This window comes from Lentzea nigeriaca (assembly GCF_016907955.1).
GTDB classification, from domain to species: domain Bacteria; phylum Actinomycetota; class Actinomycetes; order Mycobacteriales; family Pseudonocardiaceae; genus Lentzea; species Lentzea nigeriaca.
In genome coordinates, this window is sequence record NZ_JAFBCX010000020.1 from 56,025 (window position 1) to 67,831 (window position 11,807).

Genomic DNA, 11,807 nt, shown 5'->3' on the forward strand with positions numbered 1-11,807 from the left:
TCCAGAGCGAAAAGGGGTTCAGCACCCCACGTTAACGCGCCCCTGCGCGAGCAGCCACCGCCCCCGCAGTGAGGTGTGTCCTGCCTGAACCGACGAGTGGACGTGCTGGGTCAGGCGGGCGTGCAGTTCGTGGCACACCGTGAAGCCGAGGCGGACGTCATCGGGCGGGCACTGGACGGGCAGCAGCTGGGCGAACGGGTCGCCGCCGATCGTGTCGACGGCGGTCAGGAAGCCGACCAGGGCTCCCACCAGGCGTTGGTGCAGGCCGAACAGCGACAGGGCGTTGACCAGGGACAGGGTCAGGGCGGGCATCTCGTCCACGCCGGCCGGGTCCACGTCGCGCAGCGTCACGGTGAACAGCACCGAGTGCGCCCGCGAGGAGCGTGCGCCGTAGGCGTCGCCCTGGATGTCGCGCAGCACCGAGCGCATCTCGCGGCGCGGCTGCCAGAACGCGTGGTGTCTGCGCAGTTCGGCCACGCCCTCGTCGGACAGCACCGCGGGCTGCGTCGACTCGGTCAGCGAGCGGAGACCCGATTCCCACAGTTCTTCCAGGGCAGCGTGGAACTGGGCCAGCGCGGGGTGGTCCTCCCAGGCCGGGTGCACGTCGTCGAAGCCGCGCATGCGCAGTTCGTAGCAGATCCACAATGAAAGCTGGAGATCGTCGTCGACGAAGATCTCCCTGGTGCCTCCGCTGACGAGCAACGCGGGCCTCGGCGCCGGCGGACGTCGGAGGGCGGCGACCAGAGCAGAGCTCATGTGGCCGCGGGCAGCGGGCAGGCGCATCAGGTTTCCTCACGCGTTCGGGCGATCAGCATGTCCACAAGGGACTCGGGGTCCGGGCAGCGACGTTGCCTCGCGGCACCACAGCCGTTGTGGCGCAACCAGTCCATCTGGCGTTCCACAGTAGACAGAGTGCCGCGATCGCGCAGCGCGACGGCCACGTGATCCACGAGTTGCATCGCCCGGTCGAACGCGGGGGAGAGTTTTCCGGTGTGTGGATCGGCGGCCAGTCCGTCGACCCCGTCGCGCGACGCCCGCCAATATGCCGCCAGCAACACGGGATCGTCCACCCTCTGTTCGGAGGGTTCCGTCACGACGAGTGCCCGGATCAGTTCCGCGAGCACCACGACTTCCGTTGCCAGTTGCGGAATGTCCGCGACGCGTACTTCAACCGTCGGATGATGGGCGGACGGCCGCACGTCCCAGTACACCATCGCCCTGTCTATCAACGCTTCCGAGTTGATGAGCGCCGTGACGGTCCTGTCGTAGTCGTCGGCGCTGTTCCAGAACGGAGGCGGCCCGCTCACCGGCCAGCGCGACCACACCATCGACCGCCAGCTCGCGTACCCGGTGTCTTCTCCCGCGTGGTATGGGGAGTTCGCGCTGAGTGCCAGCAACGTCGGCAGCCATGGACGCAGTTTGTTCGACGCGGCCACCGCTTCGGCCTTGGAGGAGACACCCACGTGGACGTGCAGCCCGCACGCACCCTGCCCGATCACGAGTCTTCGGTGGGAGTACTCGATCCGGTGATATCTCGGGTCATCCGTTCCGGGAGGGGGACCGGCCTCGCCGAGCGGTGGCATGCCCGTGGCCACGAGCCGGCAGCCGGCCTCGTCGGCGGCTCGGACGAGCGCCCGGCGCGCCGAGCGCACCTGCTCGTCGAGTTCCTCGTAACAGTGCGTGACCCCGGTGGCGACCTCGATCTGGTACGGCGTCAGCTCGCCCTGCACGTCGAGGTCACCGGGTGCGCGGGAGATCTCCCTGACCCGTGGCGCCAGTGCTACCGGCCGCCGCGATTCGGGATCAACAAGAAGGAACTCTTGTTCCACACCGACCGTGTAGTGACTCATCGGCGAGCGGGTACCCGCATTTCGTGCTGATCAACCACGAGGTGCCCGCATGAGACTGCGCCGTAGCGACCCGGCAGGACCTGGCTGGACCCGCCGCCGGCACGGCAGCGGTTTCCGCTACCTCGACGCGTCCGGACAGCGTCTCGCCGACGACGACGTGGCCAGGGTGAAAGCGCTGGTCATCCCGCCGGCGTGGCGCGAGGTGTGGATCTGCCCGCACCCCAACGGCCACATCCAGGCCGTCGGTTACGACGACGCGGGCCGCCGCCAGTACCTCTACCACGAGAAGTGGCGCACGGACCGGGACGCCGAGAAGTTCGACCGCGTCCTCAAACTGGCCCCGCGGCTCGCGAAGTTCCGCGAGCAGGTCGCGCAGGACATGAGGTCACGGGGCCGCAGGCGGTTGCTCGCCATCGCGCTGCGGATGCTCGACCTCGGCGTCTTCCGCGTCGGCCACGAGGAGTACGCCGAGGGAAACGGCACCCACGGAGTGGCGACCCTCCTCTGTGAGCACCTCGCGGTGCGCGGCGACCGCGTCCGGTTCCGCTTCCCCGCCAAGCACGGCGTCGAGGTCGACGAGGAGATCACCGACGCACGGCTCGCGCGGGCCGTGCGACAGCTCCTCAAGAACAAGCCTCCCGACTGCCGCGTCTTCGACCTGACCGCCGACGACGTCAACGAACGCTTCCGCGAGCTGGTCGGCGACGAGTTCAGCGTGAAGGACCTCCGCACCTGGCATGCCACGGTCCACGCCGCCCAGGCGTTCGCGCACGCCTTCGGCGAGCGCGGCAAACCTTCCAAACGAGCGGTCAGCGCGGTCATGAAGGAAGTGGCGGAACACCTGGGCAACACGGCGGCCGTCGCGCGGAAGTCCTACGTGGACCCTCGCCTGATCGAGGCGTTCGAACGCGGCGAGATCATCGGCAAGGGCGATCCGGAGCGGGCGGTGCGGAAACTGCTCACGAAGGGTTGAGCGCCGCCACCCGGTCGCACTGGCGGCACCAGACGGCGCCCTGGGCCGCGGCCAGTGCGGCGAACCCGGCCAGGAGGTGCAGCACGTTGCTGCCGGGGTTGACGTTGAGAACGTTGACAACGCCGTCGTCGTACCTGGCGGCTCCCAGCCCGAACACGATCAGGGACAACGCTGCGACGAGCAGCGCGCCGGTGCCGAGTGCCTTGAGGCTGCGAAACGTGAGCAGCAGTACCACGCCCAGAACGAGGTGGATGGTGTTCTGCAGCGGGTTCACCCGCAGCCACAGGATCCAGGTGTCGGACTGACCGGCGAACGACGAGAAGCCCGTCACGAAGAACCCGGCGATCCCCCAGAGAGCGAGCAGGGCACCGGTGCTGATCGCCAGCTTCTGGGGCCACCGCAACCGGTTCATGCGGCCAGTATCGCGAAAACCGGACATCCGCGCTCGCTCATTTCAGTCGTCTGCCAGCAGGTCGTTGCGCAGCTGCTCCAACGACTTGGTCAGCAGCCGCGAGACGTGCATCTGGGAGATCCCGACGCGTCGCGCGATCTCCGTCTGGGTCAGCCGGCCGAAGAACCTCAGCACCACGATGGTCCGTTCGCGCCGCGGAAGGCCCCGCAGCATGGGCTGCAGGGCCTCGTGGATCTCGACGCCTTCGAGTGCCGGGTCGTCGACCGTCGAGCCCTCCAACGCGTCGAGGGGCGCGAACGCCACGTTCTTCTCGACGCGCAGGCCCTCGTAGACGTCGGAGAGCGGCACCCCCAGGTGCCGGGCGATCTCGGAGGGAGTAGGAGATCGCCCGGTCTTGTGCGACAGCTCGGCGGTCGCGCCGTCGATCGAGTCGCACAGTTCCTTGAGGCGGCGCGGCACGCGCACCGCCCAGCACTGGTCGCGGAAGTGCCGCCGCACCTCGCCGGTGATCGTGGGCACGGCATAGGACAGGAAGTCCGTCTGCCGGCCCACGTCGTACCGGTCGATGGCGTTGATCAGCCCCACCGCGGCGACCTGTGCGAGATCTTCCATGGGCTCGCCGCGTTCGCTGAAGCGGCGGGCGATGTGCCTGGCGAGCGGGAGGTACTCGCGCACCAGACGGTCCCGCAGCGCGTAGTAACGCGGCGAGTCACGTCCGGTGCGGGCGAGCTCCTCGAACGCCGCCTGCTGATCTGGCGTCAACGGGCACCGCGATCAGACCTGGGGCGGCGGCGTCACGTCGCCCCGCCATGCGCCGGTCTCGATGCCGCGGTTCTCGATGAACTCCTTGAACCGCTTCAGATCGCCTTCGATCCGGTGACCGACGACGCCGAGCGCGGCGCCCGCCTTCTCGGTAATGGTTTCCGGGTCGTACTCCATCTGGAGATGGACCCTGGTCGTGTCGTTGTCAAGCCGGTGGAAAGTAACCACGCCACCCTGTGGCGGTCCGTCGACCGTGGTCCACGCGACGCGCTCGTCCGGGTGCTGCTCGGTGATCTCCGCGTCGAACTCGCGGACGACCCCGCCGATCTTCGTGGTCCAGTGGGTCCTGGTCGGCGTGACCTGGTCGATCTTCTCGACGCCGTCCATGAACGCCGGGAAGGATTCGAACTGGGTCCACTGGTTGTATGCCGTGCTCACGGGCACGTGGACGTCCACCGACTTCTCAATGGTGGTCACGAAACCTCCTCCTCATGATTTGTCGTCACCAGGTGAGTACCCAAGCCGCGCGTTGTTACACATCGTGCTCTATCCACTTTGGACAGACACGGAGAGTGGTGGACCAATCGCGATCTGCGCATCACGAAATCGCCCACACTGGGCATACCGGCTGTGATCCAGGTCATACTGATCGGCATCGCAGGCCCTAGGAGGCGCTGGTGCTCGAGGCGAACAACCTTGAGGTTGTCTACGACGACGTGATGCTGGTGCTGCGGGGCGTGAGCCTCAAGGTGCCCAAGGGCCGTGTCGTCGCCCTGCTCGGAGCCAACGGAGCAGGCAAAACAACGCTGATGAGGGCGTTCAGCGGCCTGCTCGACGTGCACGACGGCAAGGTCACCAAGGGTTCCATCACGCTCGACGGTGAACCGATCCACCGCCTCTCACCTGCTCGGATCGCCGATCGGGGCATCAAGCAGGCCCTGGAGGGCCGCAGGATCCTCGCCGAGCTCACCGTCGAGGAGAACCTCAAGGTCGGCGGCCACGCCAGGCCGAAACGCCTCAAGCGGAACCTGGACCGCTGCTACGAGCTCTTCCCGAGGCTCCAGGAGCGGCGCAGGCAGAGCGCCGGCTACCTGTCCGGCGGCGAGCAGCAGATGCTCTCGATCGGCAGGGCGTTGATGTCCGAGCCCGAATACCTGCTGCTCGACGAGCCCAGCCTGGGCCTGGCGCCGCTGCTCGTGCAGCAGATCCGCGACCTGGTCGTGAAGATCAACGAGCAGGGCACCACGGTCCTGCTCGTCGAGCAGAACGCCAGCATGGCGCTCTCCATCGCCGACCACGGCTACGTGCTGGAGACCGGCAAGGTCGTGATGGACAAACCGGCTCGGGCGCTCCTCGCCGACGACGACATCCGCGAGTTCTACCTCGGCCTCGGCACCTCCTCGTTCCGCGCGGTCAAGCACTACAAGCGCAGGAAGCGGTGGCTGTCGTGAACGTTCTCGAGGTCATCGACATCAGGCTCGCGTTCGAGGGCGTCATCGCCGTCGACGGGGTGTCGTTCGAGGTCGGCGAGAGCGAGCTGTTCGCCATCATCGGCCCGAACGGCGCGGGCAAGACGTCCATCTTCAACGTCCTGAGCGGCGTCTACCGGCCGCAACAGGGCACCGTGCGGTTCAACGGCGACGACCTGATCGGCAGGCGGCCGCACCGGATCGCCGCGCTCGGGCTGTCTCGAACGTTCCAGAACATCGAGCTGTTCTCCCACCTCACGGTGGTCGACAACCTGATGCTCGGCCGCCACAACCACATGCGTTACGGCCCGCTGTCCGCGTTCCTGTGGCTCGGGAGGGCCCGCAGCGAGGAGCTGAAGAACAGGTCAGCGGTCGAGGACGTGATCGACTTCCTGGAGCTGGAGCAGTGGCGCCGGTTCCCCGTCGGCCTGCTGCCCTACGGCGTGCAGAAGCGCGTCGAGCTGGGCAGGGCGCTCGCGATGGATCCTCGGTTGCTCCTGCTCGACGAGCCGGTCGCGGGCATGAACGTCGAGGAGACCGAGGACATGGCCCGGTTCATCCTCGACGTCCGCGAGGAGCTGAACATCCCGATGATCATGGTGGAGCACGACATGGGCCTCGTGATGGACCTCGCCGACCGCGTGATGGTCATGGACTTCGGGCGCCCGATCCGCACCGGCACGCCCGCCGAGGTCCAGGCGGATCCGGACGTCATCCGCGCGTACCTGGGTGAGCAGCACCGGAGCGTGACGACATGACCACGACCGTCGTTTCCCGCGTTCGGGAGAGGGCGGCTCGGACGCCCGACCAGATCGCGTTGCGTGCCAAGGACTTCGGCATCTGGCAGGAAGTCTCGTGGGCCCAGTACTGGGCGAACGTCGAACTCGTCGGAGACGCGCTGCTGTCGCTCGGGCTGCAGCCGGGCGACCGGGTGGCGATCCACTCCGAGAACCGCCGCGAGTGGCTCTACGCCGACCTCGGCATCGTCGCGGCGCGCGGCATCACCGTCGGCCTCTACCCGACGAACCCGCCGTCCGAAGTCGCCTATCTGCTGTCGCACTCCGGCGCGAAGATCCTCATCGCCGAGGACCAGGAACAGGTCGACAAGGCGTTGCTGGTCCTGGAGGACACGCCGGACCTGGAGTGGATCATCTACCTCGAACCGCGCGGCATCAAGGGACGCTACGACAACCCGAAGCTGTTGTGGTGGGACGACTTCCTCGCGATGGGCGCGCGGTACCGAGACTCGCACGGCGACGAACTGGCTTCCAGGATGGCGCAGACGTCGCCGGACGACGTCATGACGTTGATCTACACGTCCGGCACGACCGGGCCGCCCAAGGGCGCGATGCTCACCGTGGCGAACGTCGAGTTCGCCATCCACGTGCTGGTGGAGGGCGGCGGGTTCACTTCGCCACCGCCGTCCTCCGCCGATGTCACGCTGTCGTACCTGCCGTTGTGCCACGTCGCCGAACGCATCTTCACCACGTGGTTCAGCGCGGCGTCCGGGGTGCAGGTGCATTTCGCCGAGTCCATCGAGACCGTGCAGGCGAATCTGCGCGAGGTGCAGCCGACGATCCTGTTCGGTGTTCCGCGCATCTGGGAGAAGGTGCTGGCGGGCGTGACGATCGGAGTGTCGTCAGCGTCCTGGCTCAAGCGGACGGTCACCCGGTTCTGGCTGAAACGCGCGGAGTCGATCGGGTCGACGCTCGTGCGGACCGGTGGCACGCACACGGCGTCGAGCCGGGTGGTCTACGCGATCGGCTGGCTGTTCTGCTTCCGAGCGCTGAAAGCCAGGATCGGTATGCGGTACGTGCGCTACGCCTCGTCCGGCGCCGCGCCGATCGCGCCGGACGTGCTGAAGTTCTTCATGGGCATCGGGGTGCCGATGCACGAGGTCTACGGCATGACCGAGAACACCGCCGTGGCAACGGGAAACCGGCCGGGCCGGGTCAAGGTCGGCACGGTCGGCGAACCGCAGCCGGGCATCGAGCTGCGGATCGACGAGGAGACGGGCGAGATCCTCACCCGGCACGGCGGCACGTTCGCGGGCTACTGGCGCGATCCGGAGGCGACCGCCCGCGTGATCACCGACGGCTGGCTGCACACCGGTGACGTCGGCGAGTGGGTCGACGGTACGCACGTGAAGATCACCGACCGGATGAAGGACATCATCATCACCGCGGGCGGCAAGAACATCGCGCCGTCCGAGCTGGAAAACGCTTTGAAGACCTCCCCGTACATCAAGGAAGCCGTGGTGATCGGCGACAAGCGGACGTACCTGGTGGCGTTGATCGGCATCGAGTACGAGACGGTCGGGCACTGGGCGCAGCAGCGCAAGATCCCCTACACCACCTACCGGGACCTGTCGGAGAAGCCGGAGGTCCTGGAGCTGGTGCAGTCGATCGTGACCGAGGTCAACTCGAAGTTCGCTTCGGTGGAGCAGATCAAGAAGTTCCGGATGTTCCCCAAGGAGCTCGACCACGAGGACGGCGAGCTGACCGCGACGCAGAAGGTGAAACGGGCCGCGCTGGGCAAGATGTTCGACGACCTCGTGGAGAGCATGTATGGATGAGTTTCTCCAGTCGTTGATCCGTGGCCTCGGCACCGGGTCCATCTACTCGTTGCTCGCTCTGGGCTTCGTGATCATCTACAAGTCGACGCAGGTGATCAGCTTCGCGCAGCCGGCGTTCATGCTGGCGGGCGCGGTGCTGGTGTCGTACCTGGCGCCGGTGGTGTCGTTCTTCGGTGCGGTGCTGGTGGCCGCCGTGGTGATCGCGGTGCTGGCGTTGGGTGTCGAGCGCACGGTGCTGCGGCCGATGGTGGGCAAGCCGGTGTTCGTGGTCGCGATCATCACGATCGGCGTGGACGTCGTGGTCAGGGTGGTGACGAACGCGTTCATCGGCCTGGACGTGCGCCAGGTCGGTGATCCGTGGGGACTCACGACCATGTCGTTCCTGGGCGCCGAGGTGCAGCAGCGGTACCTGGTGATGATCGGGACGACCGCTGTCGTGACGACCGCGTTGTTCCTGTTCTTCCGGTACTCGCGGATCGGGCTCGCGATGCGGGCGGTCGCGTACGACCAGGAAGTCGCGCTGGCACAGGGGATTTCGGTCGGGTCGGTGTTCGCGCTGTCGTGGGCGCTGGCGGGTGGGCTGGCAGCGCTGGCCGGGGTGTTCGTCGCGACCGGCGCGGGTGTCGACCAGCAGCTGTGGATCGTGGCCTTGAAAGCGTTGCCCGCGATCATCCTCGGTGGGCTCGAGTCGTTGGGCGGCGCGGTCGTCGGCGGGCTCGCGGTGGGGATCGTCGAGTCGTTCTTCGGTACCTACCAAGGTGATTTCGCGCCTTGGCTCGGGCCGAACTTCGCTCTGGTCGCGCCGTACGCGTTGATGCTTCTGGTGTTGCTCGTCAGACCTTACGGGTTGTTCGGCAAGAAGGAGGTGGAACGGCTGTGAAGGGACCAAAAACCATCAAGGGCAGGCCAGAGCTGTACACCTCCTATGCGCAAGACATGGCGCTCCTGAACACGCGTCCCAAGCGCGCTTGGTCGTTGGCGCTCGTTGTTCTCGCCGTGCTGCTGCCGTTCCTCATCACGGACGACCTGCTGCAGCTGCTCGCGACGGGGTTCGTGGCGGCGATCGGCGCGATCGGGCTGAACATCGTCACGGGCTACGCGGGCCAGGTCTCGCTGGGGCACGCGTTCTTCCTCGCGATCGGTGCGTACACGGGTGCGGCGCTGTCCGGTCCCGAGACGGGGCGGGTGATCGGGTTCGGCATCACGTCGCTGCCGGTCTGGTTGCTGGCCTCGGGTCTGGTGGCCGCGTTCTTCGGCGTGCTGGTGGCGCCGGTGGCGGTGCGGCTGCGCGGGCTCTACCTGGCGATCGTGACGCTGGGACTGGTCTTCCTGGGAGAGCACGTGTTCCGGGAGTGGACGTCGCTGACCGGCGGGCCGGGAGTCGGGCGGCCCGCGGCGATCCCCGAGCTGTTCGGGGTGCGGCTGGACCGGAACAACGCGATGTTCACGGCGGCACAGCAGTTGTATCTCGTGATGTTCGTGCTGCTGGTGATTTTCGGTGTGCTGGCACGAAACCTGGTGCGCTCGCGGGTGGGCCGGGCGTTCGCGGCGGTGCGGGACCGGGACCTGGCCGCGTCGGTGATCGGCGTGGACCTGACGAAGTACAAGGTGCTGGCGTTCGCGGTGTCCTCGTTCTACGCGGGCGTCGCGGGCGCGTTGTTGTTCGTGGTGAACGGGTTCTTCGACCCCGGCTCGTTCAACCTGCTGTTGTCAGTGCAGTACATCGCGATGGTGCTCATCGGCGGCGCGGGCACCATCTCCGGCGCGATCATGGGCGCGCTCTTCATCACGCTGCTGCCACGCATCACCAGGGAACTGCCCGCGGTGCTGCCGTTCATCAGTGGTGACGCCACCGGCGCGGTCACGGTCTTCCAGGTGGAGGCGGTGCTCTACGGCGTGCTCATCATCGTGTTCCTCATCGTCGAGCCACGCGGGTTGTTCGGCATCTGGGTGCGCGTCCGCAACTACTGGCGCACCTGGCCGTTCTCGTACTGAGGAGAATCGCCATGTCTGGTAAGCGATTTGCCAAGATGAAGACGAGCGCTGTTCTGTTTGTAGGACTGCTCGCGGTGGCGTCGTGCCGGGGCGGGGACGGCGCCGCGCCGAAGGAGGGCGCGGGTGGCATCAAGGTCGACTTCGGTGTCACGAAGGAGGCGTGCCCGCAGGCGACCGACAAGTCCAAGGGCTGTATCTACCTGGGCACGATCTCGGACCTCACCGAGGGCCCGTTCAAGACGCTGGCCGTGCCGATCACGGACGCGCAGAAGGCGTTCTGGAAGCGCGTGAACGACCGCGGCGGCATCGGCGGCTACGAGGTCGACGTGACCACGTACGTCAAGGACAACAAGTACAACCCGCAGATCCACAACCAGGTCTACCAGGAGATCAAGGGCAAGATCCTGGCGCTGACCCAGACGCTGGGCTCACCCACGACGGTCGCGATCCTGCCCGACCTGGAGAGCAGCCAGGTGGTGTCAGTGCCCGCGTCGTGGACCTCGTTGTGGGGCTTCAAGGAGGTCGTGCTCGAGTCCGGCACGAACTACTGCGTCGAGTCGATGAACACCGTCGACTACGCCGTGGACAAGCTCGGGGTGAAGTCCGTGATGGCCGTGCACCTCGCCGGTGACTACGGGGACGACGCGGCGGCCGGAGCGAAGATGGCCGCCGAGAAGCGCGGTCTGTCGTTCGAGAACGTGACCACCCAGTCCGGCCAGGACAACCAGGGCGGCGCGATCGACGCGGTCGTGTCGAAGAAGCCCGACCTGGTGATCCTCACGACGGGCCCGACCGACGCGGCCGTGATCGTGGGCCAGGCCGCCGCGCGCGGGTACAAGGGCAAGTTCATCGGCACCTCGCCGACGTGGAACCCCGGCCTGCTGAAGTCGCCGGCCGCCCCCGCGATCAAGGCCCTGTACATGCAGTCGGCGCCGTGGAAGGCGTGGCCGACCGAGTCCGTCGGCCACACCGCGATGCGTGCCGCGCTGCCCGGCGTGACGCCGAACGACGGTTACACGGCCGGGTGGGTGTGGGCCTACCCGCTGAAGGCGGCGCTGGACAAGGCCGCGGCGAACAAGGACCTGACGCGGGCGGGCCTGCTCAACGCGGTGCGTCAACTCACCTCTGTGGACTACGAGGGCATGCTTCCTTCGGGTGCAGGTAATTTCTCCGCTTCTGCGCAGGATGCCCTGTTCCGTCAGTCGCTCATCTACCGCCCGGACGACGCCGCGCCGACCGGAGTGACGCTGGTAGAGGACTTCTTCACCGGTCCGACAGCAAAAGATTTCAAGTTCGAGAAGCCTTGCTACCAGTGAACCGAACGGGTGACACGCACCGCGCACGAGCCGCGTTTTTGGCTAGTCTCGCTGGCGGGATGTTGCTAGGAGGTTGCTGCGGTGTTGACGTGCGTTGAAGTTCGCCGTGCCGCTGGAGGCCTCCGGTTGTTCGTCCGTCCCCCGGCCGCGCTGCGCTGGAGCGCGCGGCTGGGGTACGAGCGGGTGTCGGAGCTGCTGATCGCGATTCGTCAGGCGGAGTCGTGCACGGTACCGGACGTGGCACTCCGGTACGTGCCTGACCAGTGCACCGGTGAGGCGGTGCTGGCGTGTGCCACCGGGTCGGTGGTGCTGGACGCGGAAGACGTGACATTGCTTCACGACACGCTGCGGGCGCACATGCCGGATCGGATGCGGCCCCTGCCCGTCTGAGTGCCTGCCCGTTGGGGCAGCCGATCGTGTCCCTCAGGACGTCGGCGCGCTGGTCCCGGTTCTCC

At 67.1% G+C, this 11,807-nt stretch carries 13 protein-coding genes; 8 read left to right on the forward strand and 5 right to left on the reverse strand.

The window, feature by feature from the left end:
• Positions 1-18: 18 nt before the first annotated feature.
• Both JOD27_RS39185 and JOD27_RS39190 read right to left on the reverse strand, forming a co-directional pair.
• Complete coding sequence (locus JOD27_RS39185; protein WP_204767418.1) at positions 19-783, reverse strand: iron-containing redox enzyme family protein; 765 nt, start codon at positions 781-783, stop codon at positions 19-21.
• Entirely contained in the window at positions 783-1,850 is a 1,068-nt protein-coding gene (locus JOD27_RS39190) for a carboxylate-amine ligase (protein WP_204767419.1), read from the reverse strand. Before JOD27_RS39190 ends, JOD27_RS39185 begins: the two co-directional genes overlap by 1 nt.
• A 49-nt stretch (positions 1,851-1,899) precedes the next feature.
• Here JOD27_RS39190 and JOD27_RS39195 point away from each other — a divergent pair, with 49 nt between their 5' ends.
• Positions 1,900-2,823, forward strand: a complete 924-nt coding sequence (locus tag JOD27_RS39195) for a DNA topoisomerase IB (RefSeq protein ID WP_204767420.1) — start codon at positions 1,900-1,902, stop codon at positions 2,821-2,823.
• On the opposite strand, the gene JOD27_RS39200 is transcribed toward JOD27_RS39195, so the two are convergent.
• Genes JOD27_RS39200 through JOD27_RS39210 form a run of 3 tightly spaced genes read right to left on the reverse strand, consistent with a single transcriptional unit; the run spans position 2,810 to position 4,474 of the window.
• Entirely contained in the window at positions 2,810-3,235 is a 426-nt protein-coding gene (locus JOD27_RS39200) for a DUF4383 domain-containing protein (RefSeq protein WP_204767421.1), read from the reverse strand. The two genes, JOD27_RS39195 and JOD27_RS39200, sit on opposite strands and share 14 nt — an antisense overlap.
• 42 nt (positions 3,236-3,277) lie before the next feature.
• A complete protein-coding gene (locus tag JOD27_RS39205) occupies positions 3,278-3,997 on the reverse strand; it encodes a SigB/SigF/SigG family RNA polymerase sigma factor (protein WP_204767422.1) in 720 nt (239 codons plus the stop codon).
• 12 nt (positions 3,998-4,009) lie between these two features.
• Positions 4,010-4,474, reverse strand: a complete 465-nt coding sequence (locus JOD27_RS39210) for an SRPBCC family protein (protein WP_204767423.1) — start codon at positions 4,472-4,474, stop codon at positions 4,010-4,012.
• Positions 4,475-4,674: 200 nt separating this feature from the next.
• On the opposite strand from JOD27_RS39210, the gene JOD27_RS39215 reads away from it, so the two are divergent.
• From JOD27_RS39215 to JOD27_RS39245, 7 genes are all read left to right on the forward strand, one after another.
• Complete coding sequence (locus tag JOD27_RS39215; protein ID WP_204767424.1) at positions 4,675-5,448, forward strand: ABC transporter ATP-binding protein; 774 nt, start codon at positions 4,675-4,677, stop codon at positions 5,446-5,448.
• A complete protein-coding gene (locus JOD27_RS39220; protein ID WP_307830589.1) occupies positions 5,445-6,224 on the forward strand; it encodes an ABC transporter ATP-binding protein in 780 nt (259 codons plus the stop codon). Before JOD27_RS39215 ends, JOD27_RS39220 begins: the two co-directional genes overlap by 4 nt.
• Positions 6,221-8,041: an AMP-dependent synthetase/ligase gene (locus JOD27_RS39225; protein WP_204767426.1), complete on the forward strand. Its 1,821-nt coding sequence runs from the start codon at positions 6,221-6,223 to the stop codon at positions 8,039-8,041. The genes JOD27_RS39220 and JOD27_RS39225 overlap by 4 nt, the downstream gene beginning before the upstream one ends.
• Positions 8,034-8,921, forward strand: coding sequence for a branched-chain amino acid ABC transporter permease (locus JOD27_RS39230; protein ID WP_204767427.1), 888 nt, complete (start codon positions 8,034-8,036; stop codon positions 8,919-8,921). The genes JOD27_RS39225 and JOD27_RS39230 overlap by 8 nt, the downstream gene beginning before the upstream one ends.
• Entirely contained in the window at positions 8,918-10,036 is a 1,119-nt protein-coding gene (locus JOD27_RS39235; RefSeq protein WP_204767428.1) for a branched-chain amino acid ABC transporter permease, read from the forward strand. The genes JOD27_RS39230 and JOD27_RS39235 overlap by 4 nt, the downstream gene beginning before the upstream one ends.
• Positions 10,037-10,047: 11 nt before the next feature.
• Complete coding sequence (locus JOD27_RS39240) at positions 10,048-11,352, forward strand: ABC transporter substrate-binding protein (RefSeq protein WP_204767429.1); 1,305 nt, start codon at positions 10,048-10,050, stop codon at positions 11,350-11,352.
• 126 nt (positions 11,353-11,478) lie between these two features.
• A complete protein-coding gene (locus JOD27_RS39245; protein ID WP_204767430.1) occupies positions 11,479-11,742 on the forward strand; it encodes a hypothetical protein in 264 nt (87 codons plus the stop codon).
• Positions 11,743-11,807 lie beyond the last annotated feature (65 nt).